Origin of the sequence: Pollutimonas subterranea (assembly GCF_002849655.1) — a bacterium.
Taxonomy (GTDB): Bacteria; Pseudomonadota; Gammaproteobacteria; order Burkholderiales; family Burkholderiaceae_B; genus Pollutimonas; species Pollutimonas subterranea.
The window spans coordinates 82,453-98,479 of the sequence record NZ_PDNW01000005.1; the positions used below are offsets into that span (position 1 = coordinate 82,453).

Sequence of the window (16,027 nt, forward strand, 5' to 3'; positions counted from 1 at the left end):
CAGAGCTTGTCATGGACCGGATAGGTTCCGGTATAACGCGGTAAGATGCGCCCATGATCAGCCAGGGGACATCATGCTCGAACGTGAACTCAAATTCTACGTGCCCGCTCGTAAACGCGCTTCGCTTGAAAAGCGCCTGCGCAAAGACGGTGCCACGGACCTTCCCCTGCATGCCTGTTACTTCGACACACAGGATCACGAACTCGCAAAACGAAAAATCGCACTACGCGTGCGCCAGGAAGGCGAGCTATGGGTGCAAACCATCAAGACGCCGGGTCCCGACGAACTATCGCGCATCGAGATAAACCACCCACGGCCCGGCCCGACGCTGGACCTTGGCATTTACGAAGGGACATCCGTCGAAGGCCTTCTTTCCGGACTTGAGCACCCGTTGACGCTGCGCTATGAAACCCAGGTGCAGCGGTTGGTACTCAAGATGGAATGCGGCAACAGCGAGGTCGAGCTTGCCTATGACCAGGGCGTCATCAAGTCAGGCGGACTGGAGCTGCCGTTGTGCGAGCTGGAGCTGGAACTGGTCACCGGCGACACGGCTGGCTTGTTCGAACTGGCCGGACAGTGGCTTAAAAAGTACGGTTTGATCCTTGACTTGCGCAGCAAAGCCGAGCGCGGCGACGCGCTGGCCCGCCTCGCGCCCAAGCACAGCAATTCCAAAGACATCAATGACAAGGACGCCACGCCGCAAGCGCTTCCGTGGCCGCAACTACTCAAGCCTCGTCGCGCAGGTCCAATCTTGCTGACACCCGACTTGACCATGCAGCAGGCATACCAGCGCTGCGCTACCGATTGCATCAACCAGATAATCAGGAACACGACCTTCCTGGCAGCAGCAGAGGGCGCGCAGGCCATGGCAAGCACCCGTGTCGATTATGTGCATCAGATTCGGGTAGGCATACGCCGTATCCGATCATGCTGGAAGTTTTTTGGGAAGTGGATAGACCTGAATGAATCGCAAGCGGAAGCAGAGCTGCGCAATTATTTTTCACAGCTCGGCAAAATACGCGATCGCGACGTGATCGATCTGGTGATTACACCACGCCTGGTCGCCGCAGGCATGCCGGAATTGGAGCTACCTCCCAACAGCGACAGTGATGACGGCAGCATACCCGCACTGGCTGCCAGCCCGCGGGTCCAGGCCATATTGCTCACGCTGCTCCAGCACCTTACCGATACAGAGATCGCCGCGCGGAACCCGGAAAAGGACGTCAAGCCGGGAAAGGCGATGATCAAGCGGCTGAACAAGAGAATCGATGCGTTATGCGAACAAGGTGAGCATTTTGTTCAGTTGTCGATCGAAGACCAGCACCGCCTGCGCAAACGACTGAAGGGTTTGCGCTACAGCATGGAATTTGCGGGCAGCCTGCTGGCGGAAAAGCGGCTGGCACGCCTGCGCGAAGCGCTGATAACCGCCCAGCATACCTTGGGCGACCTGAACGATTTATATATCGCTGACGACTTCTACCGCCCTCTTATTGCTGCGCAGCCACAAGCCTATTTTGCCATCGGCTGGTTGCATGCCATGCAGGAGCAGAAAAAAGCCGAAGCGCAGGGGAATTTCACCCGCCTGCATAAAGCGGGACGCTTTAAAAAGGCCTGAAGCCGCCCGTACTAATCGCCGATCAAGGCCGCTGCAAACTCGCGGGCCACGAAGGGCTGCAAGTCATTCAAGGCTTCGCCGACACCTATCCAATAGACGGGCACCGGCCGAACGCCCTGGCTGCCCGCCGCAACGGCAGCCAGCGTGCCGCCCTTTGCCGTGCCATCCAGCTTGGTAACGACCAGGCCAGTAAGATTTATGGCCGCATCGAAGGCGCGTATTTGTGCGATGGCGTTTTGCCCGGTATTGCCGTCAATGACCAGCAATACCTCGTGAGGCGCGGCGCCATCGGCCTTGCCTATGACGCGCTTGATCTTCTTGAGCTCTTCCATCAGGTGCAATTGCGTCGGCAGCCTGCCGGCAGTATCCACCATGACCACACTGGCCTCGCGCGCCCGACCGGCATTGACGGCATCGAACGCCACGGCAGCGGGATCGCCGCCATCCTGAGCGATGACCGTCACGTTGTTTCGCGCGCCCCACTCCATGAGCTGTTCACGCGCCGCCGCGCGAAACGTATCGCCAGCGGCAAGCAGCACCTTGGCGCCCTGCGCCTGGAACGCATAAGCCAGCTTGCCGATCGAGGTGGTCTTGCCCGCCCCGTTCACACCCGCAATCATGATTACCAACGGCGATGCCTTGCCCAGGGGAAACGGCTTTTCCAGCGGCGCAAGGTGGTCGGCCAGAATATCGCGCAAGGCCGCCTTCACCTGCCCGGCTTCGGAGAGCTTTTCTTTCCGTACCCGGGCACGCAGTGCCGTCAGGAGCTTTTCAGTCGCCTCGACGCCGGCGTCGGCCATGATCAGCGCGGTTTCAAGGTCTTCGAAAAGCGATTCATCGACCTTTACGCCGACAAACAGTCCACCTATATTCTGACCTGTGCGCGACAAGCCTTTTTTCAGCCGGGTAAGCCACGAGCTTTTTTCTATCTCGGCGGGCGCAGGCATTGGCGTGTCGGGCGACGGCTCGGGAGTCGGCATCGGCGTATGGGACGGCAGCTCGGGCGCAGGCCCAGGAATATCGGCCTGAATTGCAACGTCGACCTGCACCGTGTCGGCGGCGGGGAGCGCAGTAGGCGCCAAGAGATCCACCGGCGCCTGTGCCGCCTCGCGTTCGACCAGAGGTTCGGGAATGGGCGCATTTTCAAGCGGCTGCTGCGGATGCGCGTCCTCCGCCGGACCTTCCACGGTCGGCTGGGGCTCTGGAAGCCCCTGATCAGAAAGGGAGCCTTCGTCGGGCGTAGCCGAGCCCTGCTGGCCAGTTTCGACAGATGAAGGTTTCTTTCTTTTAAAAAAACTGAACATACGTTTTACACTACCCGAATATATTTGAATAACGCCACTGAACGATCCCAGACTGCGCATGAAAAAGCATGTAGTACGTATTGTAGGCGGTGATTACCGCCGAACTCCCATACCGGTCGTCGACGCGACCGGCCTGCGCCCTACGCCCGACCGCGTGCGCGAGACCCTGTTCAACTGGCTGCACCACCTATGGGGCGGCGATTTTTCGCAAAAACGGGTGCTCGACCTGTTTGCCGGGACCGGCGCCCTGGGATTCGAGGCCGCATCGCGCGGCGTGGCCCATGTCCAGATGGTCGAGAACAACCCGGCCGCAGTAGCCGCGCTTCGTACGCTGCGCAGCCGCCTGGACGCCCAATCCGTGCGCATACATGCGGGCAGCGCCTTGACGGTCCTGGACCGGGCAAACGATACACCTTTCGATCTTGTCATGCTTGATCCTCCCTTCGATTGTGGCTGGCTCGAACGGTTGTGGGACAAGATGCCATCGGTTCTCGTGCCGGGCGGCTTGTTGTATATTGAATCCGAAGCGGCGGCCCATCCGCCCGCACAATTCGATATTCTGCGCCAGTCGCGCGCAGGCCATGTTCATTTTCAGCTTCTTCGATTTGCTGCATTGCAAAAAACAGTCAATAATCCTGAAATCGAAATAAAACGCGTAACCACCGGCAGTCGAGAAAGCGCGCCGCTATCCACTCCATTTAACAATTCGGAATCTGCATGATTACTGCTGTCTATCCCGGAACGTTCGACCCCCTGACCCGCGGCCACGAAGACTTGGTTCGGCGGGCTGCCGGCCTTTTCGACCATGTCGTGGTGGGCATCGCCCACAGCCACGCTAAAAAACCGTACTTTTCGATCGAAGAACGGGTCGAGATTGCGCAAGAGGTCCTGGGCCATTATCCCAATGTCGATGTCAAGAGCTTTGACGGCCTGCTCAAGGACTTCGTGCGAGAACAGGATGGCAGGGTCATTGTGCGCGGCTTGCGCGCGGTTTCCGACTTCGAATATGAGTTCCAGATGGCGGGCATGAATCGCCACTTGCTTCCCGAAGTCGAAACCTTGTTCATGACCCCGTCGGATCAGTATCAGTTCATCTCCGGCACTATTGTTCGCGAAATCGCCATGTTCGGCGGAGATGTCAGCAAATTTGTTTTCCCGTCGGTAGAGCGGTGGCTGCATAGCAAGGCCAAGGCGCGGCGCGAGGAACAGGAACAATCCCGGAAGGGGTAATACGGCACGATACCGCATTGGGCATTACACTAGTCCATTGACCAGTCCGGCCTATGTGCCGCGGCTTGGCCGTATCCGACAGTTTTTGCAGGAAAAGACCATGGCTCTGCGTATTACCGAAGAGTGCATCAATTGTGATGTCTGTGAACCGCAATGCCCCAACAACGCCATTTCGATGGGCCTTGAGATCTACGAAATAGAACCCTCGCAATGCACTGAATGCGTAGGGCACTTCGACGAGCCCCAATGCCAGGTGATATGCCCGGTCGAATGCATCGTCTTCGACCTCGATTGCCCCGAAGATCAACAGACGCTACTCGAAAAGTACCACCGGCTGACAGCTACGGCCTGATCGTCCGCGCAAAGTCCGCCATAGGCGGCTTTGGCATGCTTATCCGGCGAACTCCCCCTGTCTTACACGGCCGGCCATAATACCGGCGGCGCATCCGGATGCACCTTGACCAGGCGGCATGGCCGCTCCAGGTATTTGGACACCCAGGTGGCTACCAGTTCGCCTTCGTCCACCACGTCCACATGCTTGCCCCCCACGATCGCCTGCCGACGCACGCTATCGTCGTCTTCGATGACATCGAGCGGGATATCCAGACGCAACATGCCCTCGCCCCGCATGACCAGGCAACCCATGCTGAGGTCTACCTGGATGGCAGACAGCTTTGGGCATTCCTTCTGAGTCAGCCAGGTATCGGAATCATCGACGATCAGCCATTTTTTATCATAGGCAGCGGCCTCAGGCTTGGCGGTGCCTGCGCATGAAGCGATCGGAAAGTAGAGAGTGGAGATCATTTGCCTAAAAGCCCTTTTAACGCGTCGCCTATGCTTTTTACAGGATCCATCGGTTTTTTCTGGGCTGGAGGAATAGGCGAGTCCGGGAACAAGGGCTGATCAAGATTGCCGCCCTTGTTCGACAACAAGTCCAGCAAGCCTTCCTGCACGGCGTCCTTGATGGCCTGGTTGCTGATTTCCTTCCATTGCACTTGATAACCCAGCTTATCGAACGGTCCCGAAATACGGATGGGGATCGCGACATTCCTCAAGTCGGCAAGCTCTTTGCCTTCCGGCGTCGTCGCGGTATTGGCGACACGCACATTGATGACCAGGTCGAGCTGATTGTTGACGATGTCGAGCGACGCAGGCGTGCCTTGCGAAATACGCAATACGGGAGCAATCAGATTCAAGGTCTTTACGGTACCCTGCCCATGATTGAATTCAACATCTGCGTTCAGGGTGGTGAAGTCGGTCCTGCGTTCCATATCGAACTGCGTCGCGACCTCGGGCAGTTGACCGCTGAACATATTGCGCACGGCAGCCCTTACTTCGCGCAAAGTCTGGCTCACATTAAGGCCGCGAACCGCTCCATCGCGCAAGCGCACCTGGACGGTGCCCATCAGGCCGGCTTTCAGGGCCGGCAAGGTGGAGCCTTCCGCAGCCACCTTGACCTTCAGTGTTCCAAGGCCGGACAAACGGCTTTCCCGGGTCCATCCTTGCAGCAAAGGCGCTATTTGCACATTATTGAGCGATAGATCGGCTGTCAGAGCATTCTTCGAATTGGCGGTCAGTTTTCCGTCCAATTTACCTTCGTACAAATCCGCCTTCAGTCCACTGACAACGAGATTGCCGTCAACCGCGCGCAATGCGGCGGTAAATTGATTGGCCACCACTTCCCTGATCTTGACTTCACCAACTGCAATGTTGCCGGTGAGATCGACTGAATCGAGAAACCCCAGGTCCAGCGTTGTGGCCGGCTTCGGCGCGGCCTTGCCTGCTGGAGGTTTGGGAGCCGGCTCCGCTGGCTTTGCACCGTCCGCAGGTGCTGCCGGCGCCGGTGCCGGCGCAGTCACAGGAGGAAACATGGTGTTGAAATCCAACCGGTCCGCGTTGAGATCGAAAGCCACCTTGGGATCGTTCAACTGGGTGGCCTTGACACGGAAATCAAGCTTGCTGCTGCTGACCACCGCATTGATTTCGCTAACCAGCTCGTCCTTGACCAGGTCTGCCTGCATGCTCCCGATGAAGGGAATCTCGAAGCTGCCGCCGGGCAAGGCCGCATCTTCAATCCGGACATCCCCTTTCATCGCGGACAAGGCGCCGTTATCTTTGAACCGGTCCCAGTGTGCGGGCGAAGTCATCTTCAATTGAACCAGGCGCTCGCCCTGCTTAAGCCCGCCATCGATCTTCAGCTCCCGCAATGTCAACCTCTGTGCGTCGCCCGCTATGCCGCTCAGGCCGATTGCCACGCCCAGGGTTTTATTGTTTCCCCGCAGCTTCACCGTACCTGAAACCGGCTCACCCTTGGCCGCTTCGGGCGACACGGAAAGACTGGGCGCGTCGAAAGCAATATCGAAGCTCTCGTCAGGCAAGTCACCCTTGGCCCGGTACGCCAGCTTTTCCACTTGAAGCTCCGCCTGGCTACGGTCGATCTTCAACTGGGGGACAATCAGGCTCGTTTCCAGATTCTTTATCGGCGTATCGCCGCCGAGCTCGCCCTGCACGAGAAACTCGACGTTACTGGCATTGAACATCTCTGAATAGGCGCTATAGGCCAGGTTACCACGCAAGGAGACCGACTTCGCGTCGAGGTCGCCGAGACTACCATTGACCAGCACATTGATTTTCTGAGCAGAGTAAGTTTGCTGGTCAGGATTGAACTTGACGACCGCTTGTCCCTCGATATTGGCATCGGCGACCGGGAAGTCACCGAGAAGCTTCCCGGTAAGCGCAACGTCAAAGGCCTGATCAAATGTCATCCGACCGGTATTGACATTAAGCTGCGTCACCCGCGCCACTGATCCGGTGACGCGATCGAAAAGGTGGATCTCGCCGCTCTTGAGATCGAGTCCCGCAATATCGATCTGGAAATCAGTACCCGAGGCTGTGCGACTGCCCAGTACCGCCGGCAACTGCCTTGCAGGGGCGGACGGCGCAGGCGGCTGTACCAATTGCGTATCGGCGCTCGCCACTCCTGGTGCGCCCGGCGTGATTGCCGGGCTGTCCGCCGTCACGGGTGCAAGCACGGTCGACGTTATCGGGCGGCGCTCGATGAGGTCGCGAAAGTTGTACTCCCCTTCTTCGTCGCGGATCAGCCAAGCCTTGAAGCCTGTAACGGCCACGTGATCGACCACAAGACGATCGAACATCAACGGCCAGATAGCGACGGCGAAGCGCGCGCTATCGATTGAGGCGAACGTATCGGTGCTGTTGCGATCAGACAAGGACACGCCCTGCACCGACAGGCCTATACGTGGAAACAGCGACAACTCGATATCGCCCTTGATGGACAAAGTGCGCTGATAACGGTTATAGACAATTTCCTCTAGCTTATTCTTGTAGGCATTCGGGTCGAACGTCAGCAGGAAAATCGCAATACCAACGACGGCCACCAGCAATACCACGACGATACTGATAAGTATCCTCTTGAACCAAAATTTCATTTACGGCCTCTAAAACCACGGGAGAGCTCCCCGGCACGATACATGGTAAATACCTAGAATGCTAACCGAAGTCGAGGGTCTTATTGTTAAACCCCAGAACTCAATCGCGACGAACGGCGTCAAAGCGTGACGGGGCGAGCGACTTTTAAGCATTAATTACCGCTGGTTATATAAAAATCCGACAATGTTCTATCGCCTGCGCTGATAGCTGGGTACGATACCTGTGTTGTTACGTCTTCCACGAACCTTATAAGAGAGCACATGAAATTCGAGACACTTGCCATCCATGCCGGGTATCAGCCCGATCCGACCACGAAATCGGTAGCCGTTCCCATCTACCAGACCACGTCGTACGCCTTCGATAGCACACAACACGGCGCCGACCTGTTCGACTTGAAGGTAGCCGGAAATATCTATACCCGCATCATGAATCCCACGAACGCGGTGCTGGAAGAGCGTGTCGCAGCGCTGGAAGGAGGCGTGGCGGCATTGGCGGTTGCATCGGGGATGGCGGCAATTACTTATGCTATACAGACTATTGCACAAGCTGGCGACAACATTGTATCGGTAAGTAAACTGTATGGCGGCACCTACAACCTGTTTGCGCATACCTTTCCACGCCAGGGCATCACCGTCAAATTTGCACCACACGACGATGTTGCCGCACTGGAAGCCCTGATCGACGACAACACCAAAGCCGTCTTTTGCGAAACCATCGGCAATCCTGCCGGAAACATCATCGATATCCAGGCCTTCGCCGATGCCGCCCATCGGCATGGTGTTCCCTTGATCGTCGACAACACCGTCGCATCGCCTGCGTTGTGCCGGCCCATCGAACACGGTGCCGACATCGTCGTGCACGCACTCACCAAATACATGGGCGGCCACGGCACCACCATTGCCGGCGCAGTCGTGGACTCGGGCAAATTCCCCTGGGCGGAAAACAAGAAACGCTTTCCCATGCTCAATGAACCGGACCCTTCGTACCATGACGTGGTCTACACCGAAGCTTTCGGTCCGGCGGCATTCATCGGGCGCTGCCGCGTGGTGCCGCTACGCAACACCGGTGCGGCGCTCTCGCCATTCAACGCCTTTCTAATTCTGCAAGGTATCGAAACGCTGGCGCTGCGCATGGAGCGCCATACTGAAAATGCGCTCAAAGTCGCGCAATTCCTTCAACAAAATGAGCAGGTCGCGTGGGTTCAGTATGCTGGCTTGAGCGATCATCCTGAACATGCCCTGGCGCAAAAATACGTGGGCGGCAAACCGGCCAGCATTCTGTGCTTCGGCATCAAGGGAGGCGCTGCCGCCGGCGCCCGTTTTATCGACGCGCTGAACCTCATACTGAGGCTGGTCAACATCGGCGACGCCAAATCGCTGGCCTGCCATCCGGCATCCACCACACATCGCCAATTGAATCCGGAAGAACTCGCTGCCGCCGGCGTGGGCGAAGACATGGTGCGCCTGTCGATCGGCCTTGAACATATCGACGATATCCTGGCCGATCTGACACAGGCTCTGGAAGCCAGCAAGGCGTAATCAAAAGGCCGGCTCAGCGGAATTCCTGCCCACAGGCAAAAACCTACAGCCGGCCCAGCATTCCAGAGAGGGCTCCAAGCACGGAACTATTGCCGGTATTCCCATCTGGAACGGTCCCGTCGGGAGTGGCTTGATCGACAAGACTGGGTAGCATCACGCTAAGTTGGTTCAGCACCGAAGTGATATCCAGCCCTGATCGTTCAGACAGGCCCTGGACCACATCATCGCCGAGCACGCCTTGTAACTGGCCGGGAGAAACCGGCTCGTTCGGACCCGTGCCGACCCAGGAAGCAATGAGGCCGCCAAGGCCTTCTTGCTGGAATTTTTCGATGATACCGGCAAGACCGCCGGGATACTTTGCCACCTGCTCGATCAGCGCGGGCAACAAGGATGCCTGTGCACGCGCCTGTGGATTTTCTGTGCCCATTGAGGCCACAATAGACTCTAGAAGTCCCATATTCGCTTCTCCATCTTCATGTCATCCTGAGTCTATCGGAATTTCGCTCAACAGACTGTAAGCACGTGTCAAGAGTTCGAGTATAGTAGCCGTGGTTAAAAGTAAAAAAACAATGGTGGAGATGTTTTATGCACATAGGAATCCCAAGGGAATGCCTGTCCGGCGAGGCGCGCGTGGCCGCGACGCCCGAAACCGTCAAGAAATACTTGGCGAACAAGCACACGGTGGTGGTGGAACAGGGGGCGGGCATTGCCGCGCACTATCCTGACGAAGCCTATGCCGAAGCGGGCGCGCAACTGGGTGACTCCACCCAGGCGCTGGCTGCCGACATTGTCCTGAAAGTACGGACGCCGGACGCACAGGAACGCCAGCACATCAGGCGCGGGGCTGTCCTTGTCGGCATGCTCGATCCTTTCGACGCGGCCGGCATCGCCGCGCTGGCGGAAACAGGCGTAACCGCCTTCGCCCTGGAGGCCGCTCCCCGCATTACGCGGGCGCAGAGCCTGGACGTACTGTCCTCCCAAGCCAATCTTGCGGGGTACAAGGCGGTTCTGCTGGCGGCAAACCAGTACGGCCGACTTATTCCCATGATGATGACGGCAGCCGGCACCCTCAAGGCCGCCCGGGTCGTGGTGCTGGGCGCCGGCGTGGCGGGGCTGCAAGCCATTGCCACCGCCAAACGCCTGGGCGCCGTGGTCGAGGCCTCCGATGTACGGCCCGCCGCCAAGGAGCAAATCGAATCGCTCGGGGCGAAGTTCATCGATGTCCCGTTCGAAACCGATGAAGAGCGCGAGATTGCACAAGGCATAGGCGGCTATGCCCGTCCCATGCCTGCAAGCTGGATGGCCCGGCAAGCCCTTCTTGTGGCCGAACGGTGCCGCCAGGCCGACATCGTTATCAGCACGGCTCTCATCCCCGGTCGCCCTGCCCCGGTACTGATCAGCGCGGAAACGGTGAAGGGCATGAAGCCGGGCTCCGTCATTGTCGATCTGGCGGTCGAGCGCGGTGGCAACTGCCCCCTGTCGGAAAAGGATAAAGTCGTCGAAAAACATGGCGTCACACTGATCGGCTACAGCAACCTGCCTGCCATGGTCGCCACCGATGCCTCCGCACTCTACGCACGCAACGTACTGGACTTCATGAAGCTCATTACAAATGCCGACGGCCAGCTTGCCATACAGCAAGACGACGAAATCATCACTGCCTGCCTCATGTGCGCGGACGGCAAAGTACTAAGGAGCGCCTGATGGAAGCCGTAAGCCCTACCCTGATCAATTTAATTATCTTTGTGCTGGCCATCTATGTGGGCTTCCATGTCGTCTGGAACGTCACTCCGGCCCTGCATACGCCGCTCATGGCGGTCACCAACGCCATCTCCGCCATCGTCATCGTCGGCGCCATGCTGGCCGCCGCGCTGACCGAAAGTAGCCTGGCGCGTTATATGGGGGTGTTTGCCGTGGCATTGGCCGCGGTGAACGTTTTCGGGGGCTTCCTGGTTACTCGGCGCATGCTGGAGATGTTCAAGAAGAAAGACAAGAAAGCAGGAGTCAAAGCATGATCTCGGTCAACCTGGTCACGATGTTCTACCTGATCGCCTCGGTATGTTTCATCCAGGCGCTCAAGGGCTTGTCCCACCCCACCACCTCGCGTCGCGGCAACGCGTTTGGCATGGCCGGCATGGCAATCGCCGTGCTGACCACAGCGGCGCTCATTGTCAGTCTTGCCGCCGAAGGCACGACCGGCATCGGATTGGGCTGGGTGCTGCTGGGCCTCCTGGTCGGCGGCACTATCGGCACGGTCATGGCACAACGGGTCGAAATGACCAAAATGCCCGAACTTGTCGCCTTCATGCACAGCATGATAGGTTTGGCCGCTGTCGCCATTGCGGTGGCCATTGTCGCCGAGCCCCACGCCTTTAACATTACGGCACCGGGCGAACCTATTCCGACCGGCAACCGCCTTGAACTGTTCATCGGCACGTTCGTCGGCGCCATCACATTTTCCGGTTCGGTCATCGCCTTTGGCAAGCTATCCGGAAAGTACAAGTTCCGGCTGTTCCAGGGCGCGCCTGTCGTCTTCTCCGGCCAGCATATGGTCAACCTCGTGCTCGCGCTGGCCATGCTGGGCTGCGGCCTTTGGTTCATGGCCACGCAATCATGGCTGCCATTCATCATCATGACCATGCTGGCATTCGTCCTGGGCGTGCTCATCATCATCCCAATCGGCGGCGCCGACATGCCTGTCGTGGTTTCCATGCTCAACAGCTACTCGGGCTGGGCGGCGGCCGGCATCGGCTTTTCACTGAACAACCCCATGCTGATCATTGCCGGCTCGCTGGTAGGGTCATCAGGCGCCATCCTGTCCTACATCATGTGCAAGGCGATGAACCGTTCGTTCTTCAATGTGATTCTGGGCGGCTTCGGGGCAGCGCCGGGTTCCGCCAGCGCGGCAGACCAGACACAGCGCAATGTCCGTTCAGGCAGCCCCGACGATGCGGCTTTCCTCATGAGCAATGCCGAGTCGGTCACGATTGTGCCAGGGTACGGCCTTGCCGTGGCGCGTGCGCAGCATGCCCTCAAGGAATTGGCCGAAAAGCTCACCGCCAACGGCGTCACCGTGAAATATGCCATCCATCCGGTCGCGGGCCGCATGCCGGGCCACATGAACGTGCTGCTGGCCGAAGCGGAGGTTCCCTACGACCAGGTCTTCGAGATGGACGACATCAACAGCGAATTTAGCCAGACTGACGTCGTGCTGGTCCTGGGCGCCAACGATGTGGTTAACCCGGCAGCGAAAAACGATCCATCCTCACCCATTGCCGGCATGCCCATTCTTGAAGCCTACAAGGCACGCACCGTCATCGTGAACAAGCGCTCCATGGCCGCCGGTTACGCCGGCCTGGACAACGAGCTGTTCTACATGGACAAGACCATGATGGTCTTCGGCGACGCCAAGAAGGTAATCGAAGACATGGTCAAGGCTGTCGACTAGCCCGTAGTGGGCCAAGGGGTCAAGTATCGCTGCCGAACGTGATCCCCTGTGCCAACGGCAATTCGCGAGAGTAATTGATTGTATTGGTGGCGCGGCGCATATAGGCTTTCCACGCATCCGAACCCGACTCACGTCCGCCACCGGTTTCTTTTTCACCGCCGAATGCGCCGCCAATCTCGGCTCCCGATGTCCCGATGTTGACGTTGGCAATACCGCAATCGGATCCGGTCACCGACATAAACTGTTCCGCCTCGCGCAAATCGTTGGTGAAGATCGCCGACGATAAGCCTTGCGGCACACCGTTCTGCATGTCGACGGCTTCGTCGAACGTTTTGTATCGCATGACATAAAGTATGGGCGCGAACGTCTCTTGCAACACCACCTCGGTCTGCGCGGGCATCTCGACCAACGCGGGCTCTACGTACCAAGCTTGCGGATATTCGTCAGCCAGCCGGCGTTCACCCCCTGTTGCCTTGCCGCCCTGCCGGCGCGCACTCTCCAGCGCCCGCTGCATGCCGTCGTACGCGGCGCGATCGATAAGGGGTCCGACCAGTGTATCGGGCTCAAGCGGGCTGCCTATGCGCGCACTGTCGTATGCCTGCTTCAAGCGCGCGACCAGTTCGTCGGCCACGCTTTCATGCACAATAAGGCGGCGGGTGCTGGTGCACCGCTGGCCGGCCGTACCCACCGCTCCAAACAGAATGCCGCGCAAAGCCATGTCGAGATCGGCGGTTGGCCCAACGATAATGGCGTTATTACCGCCCAGCTCCAGCAGGCACCGACCGAAGCGCGCCGCTACGATAGGGCTCAGTTCACGACCCATGCGGGTGGAACCGGTGGCGGAAACCAGGGCAACACGATGATGTGCAGCCAGTGCCTGTCCGATTTCCCGCCCGCCTATCAAGACCTGCGACAACTTCGCCGGGGCATTGCCGAATTTGGCCGCCGCGCGATCGAATAGCGCCTGGCAAGCCAGTGCGGTAAGAGGCGTCTTCTCGGACGGTTTCCATACCACCGCATCACCGCAAACAATAGCCAGCGCCGTATTCCATGACCAGACCGCAACCGGGAAATTGAAGGCTGAAATAACGCCCACCACGCCAAGAGGATGCCAAGTTTCCATCATGCGATGGCCAGGACGCTCCGACGCAATAGTCAGGCCGTACAACTGCCGTGACAAACCCACGGCGAAATCGCAGATATCGATCATTTCCTGGACTTCCCCGGTTCCTTCGGCCAGGATCTTGCCAGCCTCCATGGACACAAGCCGCCCGAGGGCCTGCTTATTGGCTCGAAGCTCGTCGCCCAAAAGGCGCACGAGTTCACCGCGGCGTGGAGCAGGCACAGTTCGCCAAGCCATGAATGCCTCCTGCGCGGCGTCAATGGCCAAGTGGGCGTCTTGTGTCGTGCACTCGGGCACCCGCGCGATTTCCGCGCCATCGATGGGCGAGCATACCGCCAGGGTGCCAGCTTGCTGGTTCCTGGCATCCAGTCCCAATGGCGTCAACAAATCATCAATATTCATTCCGTCTCCTGAGCTTCACATTCGGGTTGCATTCCAAGCGCACCACTATAATCGTCAAGCCGCCACCGCGCCCGTCCTGGCCGGTGTCGTATCACTGCCATCTATCGCGAGCCTCATGCCAAACTCTTCCGTCACCGTCTTCAATGCCGAGCAAACGGCCCAACTTCTCGACTTTCCCGGTCTGCTCGATGCGCTGGCTATCGCTACCGTTGAATACGTCAATGGTGCCATCCATGCACCGGAGCGCCAGGCGCTGCCGTTTCCACAGGGCGGCGTCATGTTGTCCATGCCAGCGACGGCTCACGATATTGGCATACACAAGCTCGTGAATGTCGTTCCCGGGAACCGCGTTCGCGATCTACCCACTATAAGCGGGATCGTGTCCGTCTATGACGGCCAAACCGGACAAGCGCAATTCGTGCTGGATGGACCGACCGTGACGGCACGCCGTACGGCCGCCGTATCCATGCTGGGACTGAAGACGTTTCTGCCCTGTGACCCCGAGTGTGTCGTGCTCGTTGGAACGGGCACGCAGTCGGTCGGCCATGTCATCGCACTCGCCGCTATCTTCCCCGGTTTGCAGGTCATTGTGGTGGGCACCAGCCCGGAAAAGGCACAGGCTTTTGTCGACGCGCATCACCACCTGCCTTTACATCTCCGGGGCGCCACCGCGGTACCTCACGACGCGGACGCTGTCATCACCCTGACCACAAGTGCCACCCCGGTCTACACGCAGCCGGCCAAGGCGGGAGTGCTCATAATCGGCGTGGGGGCATTTCGGCCCGAACTTGCGGAAATCGGTGCAAACACCTTGATGAGCAGTCAAATCTACGTCGATGATCCGGCCGGCGCGCGGCATGAAGCCGGCGATTTGATCCAGGCAAATGTCGATTGGACTCGAGTCCGCTCACTGTCTGACGCGTTGACTGGTGGCGTCCGCCACGATGAGCCCATCGTCTTCAAGACAGTAGGCTGCGCGGCATGGGACTTGGCGGCCGCACGCTGCGCGCTGCGCGCCATCAATCTTTAACAGGCCACATTTATAATGGAGTAGACTACGCTCAGCGCGGCGCGCGGGTCTCCTTGCCATCCTTATTTTGTTACTAGAAATGTCTATTGCTACTATCGGTACTCACGATGACGAGGAAAATCCCTTCCTGGTCACTTCCTCTTTAGAGATCCATGCGCTGTTGCGCTCCATCGCAACAAAAGGCGCCCTGCTACGCATGCATATAGAGGGGCGGACCGTCGCCATTATCACGACCATACTTGACGTCGATCCCGATAATGCGGCGTTTATCGTCGACAACTCCGCCGAGGAAGACTTCAATCGCCGCGTCGTCAGCGCCGACACTGTCACTTTTGAGACATCGCTCGATAAAGTCCGGATTCAGTTCTCTGTCACCAAGGTAGAGTCCTGCATGCAAGAGGGACGCCCTGCCCTTCGTGCTTCCTTTCCAAGCAGCATCACCCGCATCCAGCGCCGTGAGTATTATCGCGTAGACATTCCGGTAAGCAATCCCGCGACATGCACCATACCGACGCCGCAAAACAAGGACACGAAACAGGTAACGCTTGAGCTCCGGGACATCAGCGCGGGCGGAATTTCCGCCATGGACAATGAGCACACCCTGGATAACGCGCTGAATGCGCTTTTCAAGAATTGCAGGCTGGAGCTTCCCGAAGCGGGCACAGTCATTACCGACTTACAGATCGTTCGATCCCAAGACGACACGCTGGCTAACGGCAAACCGTCGCGCTCACTGGGATTTGCATTCATCAATCTGTCCAATCCCATGAATTTCATTGTCCAGCAGTACATCGTCAAGCTGGAGCGCAAGCTCAATGCAAAACGACGGGGATTCGAGTAGGAAAATCCACGCGCCGCTCGCTTCGCGGCATGGCACTTGCAGCAAA

At 58.4% G+C, this 16,027-nt stretch carries 15 protein-coding genes; 10 read left to right on the forward strand and 5 right to left on the reverse strand.

Going from position 1 to position 16,027, the window contains the following annotated elements; genetic code table 11:
* The first annotated feature begins 73 nt into the window (after positions 1-73).
* A complete protein-coding gene (locus CR159_RS07760; protein ID WP_102073448.1) occupies positions 74-1,615 on the forward strand; it encodes a CYTH and CHAD domain-containing protein in 1,542 nt (513 codons plus the stop codon).
* Positions 1,616-1,626: 11 nt separating this feature from the next.
* On the opposite strand, the gene ftsY is transcribed toward CR159_RS07760, so the two are convergent.
* Positions 1,627-2,919 (reverse strand): signal recognition particle-docking protein FtsY, encoded by a 1,293-nt coding sequence (gene ftsY, locus CR159_RS07765; RefSeq protein WP_102073449.1) that lies wholly within the window; start codon positions 2,917-2,919, stop codon positions 1,627-1,629.
* Positions 2,920-2,977: 58 nt separating this feature from the next.
* Between ftsY and rsmD the strand changes: the two genes are divergently transcribed.
* From rsmD to CR159_RS07780, 3 genes are all read left to right on the forward strand, one after another.
* Complete coding sequence (gene rsmD, locus CR159_RS07770) at positions 2,978-3,640, forward strand: 16S rRNA (guanine(966)-N(2))-methyltransferase RsmD (protein ID WP_102073450.1); 663 nt, start codon at positions 2,978-2,980, stop codon at positions 3,638-3,640.
* Positions 3,637-4,149 (forward strand): pantetheine-phosphate adenylyltransferase, encoded by a 513-nt coding sequence (gene coaD, locus CR159_RS07775; RefSeq protein ID WP_102071561.1) that lies wholly within the window; start codon positions 3,637-3,639, stop codon positions 4,147-4,149. Before rsmD ends, coaD begins: the two co-directional genes overlap by 4 nt.
* A gap of 100 nt (positions 4,150-4,249) precedes the next feature.
* A complete protein-coding gene (locus CR159_RS07780; protein ID WP_102073451.1) occupies positions 4,250-4,501 on the forward strand; it encodes a YfhL family 4Fe-4S dicluster ferredoxin in 252 nt (83 codons plus the stop codon).
* A gap of 62 nt (positions 4,502-4,563) precedes the next feature.
* Here CR159_RS07780 and CR159_RS07785 read toward each other — a convergent pair whose 3' ends face one another.
* Positions 4,564-4,953, reverse strand: a complete 390-nt coding sequence (locus CR159_RS07785; protein WP_102073452.1) for an MOSC N-terminal beta barrel domain-containing protein — start codon at positions 4,951-4,953, stop codon at positions 4,564-4,566.
* Positions 4,950-7,598 carry an AsmA family protein gene (locus tag CR159_RS07790; protein WP_102073453.1) on the reverse strand — a complete coding sequence of 883 codons (2,649 nt, stop codon included), beginning with the start codon at positions 7,596-7,598 and terminating at the stop codon, positions 4,950-4,952. Before CR159_RS07790 ends, CR159_RS07785 begins: the two co-directional genes overlap by 4 nt.
* 261 nt (positions 7,599-7,859) lie before the next feature.
* Between CR159_RS07790 and CR159_RS07795 the strand changes: the two genes are divergently transcribed.
* A complete protein-coding gene (locus CR159_RS07795) occupies positions 7,860-9,137 on the forward strand; it encodes a bifunctional O-acetylhomoserine aminocarboxypropyltransferase/cysteine synthase (RefSeq protein WP_102073454.1) in 1,278 nt (425 codons plus the stop codon).
* Between the two features lie 43 nt (positions 9,138-9,180).
* Here CR159_RS07795 and CR159_RS07800 read toward each other — a convergent pair whose 3' ends face one another.
* Positions 9,181-9,594: a YidB family protein gene (locus CR159_RS07800; RefSeq protein ID WP_102073455.1), complete on the reverse strand. Its 414-nt coding sequence runs from the start codon at positions 9,592-9,594 to the stop codon at positions 9,181-9,183.
* Positions 9,595-9,722: 128 nt separating this feature from the next.
* Between CR159_RS07800 and CR159_RS07805 the strand changes: the two genes are divergently transcribed.
* Genes CR159_RS07805 through CR159_RS07815 form a run of 3 tightly spaced genes read left to right on the forward strand, consistent with a single transcriptional unit; the run spans position 9,723 to position 12,585 of the window.
* Complete coding sequence (locus CR159_RS07805; protein ID WP_102073456.1) at positions 9,723-10,841, forward strand: Re/Si-specific NAD(P)(+) transhydrogenase subunit alpha; 1,119 nt, start codon at positions 9,723-9,725, stop codon at positions 10,839-10,841.
* The gene (locus CR159_RS07810) at positions 10,841-11,152 is read left to right on the forward strand and encodes an NAD(P) transhydrogenase subunit alpha part 2 (RefSeq protein WP_102073457.1); all 312 of its coding nucleotides are present in this window, start codon (positions 10,841-10,843) and stop codon (positions 11,150-11,152) included. The genes CR159_RS07805 and CR159_RS07810 overlap by 1 nt, the downstream gene beginning before the upstream one ends.
* The gene (locus CR159_RS07815; RefSeq protein WP_102073458.1) at positions 11,149-12,585 is read left to right on the forward strand and encodes an NAD(P)(+) transhydrogenase (Re/Si-specific) subunit beta; all 1,437 of its coding nucleotides are present in this window, start codon (positions 11,149-11,151) and stop codon (positions 12,583-12,585) included. The genes CR159_RS07810 and CR159_RS07815 overlap by 4 nt, the downstream gene beginning before the upstream one ends.
* A gap of 19 nt (positions 12,586-12,604) precedes the next feature.
* Here the strand turns inward: CR159_RS07815 and amaB are convergent, their stop codons facing one another.
* The gene (amaB, locus tag CR159_RS07820) at positions 12,605-14,110 is read right to left on the reverse strand and encodes an L-piperidine-6-carboxylate dehydrogenase (protein ID WP_102073459.1); all 1,506 of its coding nucleotides are present in this window, start codon (positions 14,108-14,110) and stop codon (positions 12,605-12,607) included.
* A 115-nt stretch (positions 14,111-14,225) separates the two neighbouring features.
* Between amaB and lhpI the strand changes: the two genes are divergently transcribed.
* Together lhpI and CR159_RS07830 are read left to right on the forward strand one after the other, a co-directional pair.
* A complete protein-coding gene (gene lhpI / locus CR159_RS07825) occupies positions 14,226-15,140 on the forward strand; it encodes a bifunctional Delta(1)-pyrroline-2-carboxylate/Delta(1)-piperideine-2-carboxylate reductase (RefSeq protein WP_102073460.1) in 915 nt (304 codons plus the stop codon).
* A 79-nt stretch (positions 15,141-15,219) separates the two neighbouring features.
* Positions 15,220-15,981: a flagellar brake protein gene (locus CR159_RS07830; protein WP_102073461.1), complete on the forward strand. Its 762-nt coding sequence runs from the start codon at positions 15,220-15,222 to the stop codon at positions 15,979-15,981.
* Positions 15,982-16,027: the final 46 nt, after the last annotated feature.

Excerpts from the sequence above, each read along its gene's own strand:
- CR159_RS07830 (WP_102073461.1), top strand. The coding sequence starts at position 15,220 with ATGTCTATTGCTACTATCGGTACTCACGATGACGAGGAAAATCCCTTC.
- CR159_RS07800 (WP_102073455.1), bottom strand. The coding sequence starts at position 9,594 with ATGGGACTTCTAGAGTCTATTGTGGCCTCAATGGGCACAGAAAATCCA.
- CR159_RS07790 (WP_102073453.1), bottom strand. The coding sequence starts at position 7,598 with ATGAAATTTTGGTTCAAGAGGATACTTATCAGTATCGTCGTGGTATTG.
- CR159_RS07780 (WP_102073451.1), top strand. The coding sequence starts at position 4,250 with ATGGCTCTGCGTATTACCGAAGAGTGCATCAATTGTGATGTCTGTGAA.
- CR159_RS07810 (WP_102073457.1), top strand. The coding sequence starts at position 10,841 with ATGGAAGCCGTAAGCCCTACCCTGATCAATTTAATTATCTTTGTGCTG.
- rsmD (WP_102073450.1), top strand. The coding sequence starts at position 2,978 with ATGAAAAAGCATGTAGTACGTATTGTAGGCGGTGATTACCGCCGAACT.
- CR159_RS07760 (WP_102073448.1), top strand. The coding sequence starts at position 74 with ATGCTCGAACGTGAACTCAAATTCTACGTGCCCGCTCGTAAACGCGCT.
- lhpI (WP_102073460.1), top strand. The coding sequence starts at position 14,226 with ATGCCAAACTCTTCCGTCACCGTCTTCAATGCCGAGCAAACGGCCCAA.
- CR159_RS07785 (WP_102073452.1), bottom strand. The coding sequence starts at position 4,953 with ATGATCTCCACTCTCTACTTTCCGATCGCTTCATGCGCAGGCACCGCC.
- coaD (WP_102071561.1), top strand. The coding sequence starts at position 3,637 with ATGATTACTGCTGTCTATCCCGGAACGTTCGACCCCCTGACCCGCGGC.
- CR159_RS07795 (WP_102073454.1), top strand. The coding sequence starts at position 7,860 with ATGAAATTCGAGACACTTGCCATCCATGCCGGGTATCAGCCCGATCCG.
- ftsY (WP_102073449.1), bottom strand. The coding sequence starts at position 2,919 with ATGTTCAGTTTTTTTAAAAGAAAGAAACCTTCATCTGTCGAAACTGGC.
- amaB (WP_102073459.1), bottom strand. The coding sequence starts at position 14,110 with ATGAATATTGATGATTTGTTGACGCCATTGGGACTGGATGCCAGGAAC.
- CR159_RS07815 (WP_102073458.1), top strand. The coding sequence starts at position 11,149 with ATGATCTCGGTCAACCTGGTCACGATGTTCTACCTGATCGCCTCGGTA.
- CR159_RS07805 (WP_102073456.1), top strand. The coding sequence starts at position 9,723 with ATGCACATAGGAATCCCAAGGGAATGCCTGTCCGGCGAGGCGCGCGTG.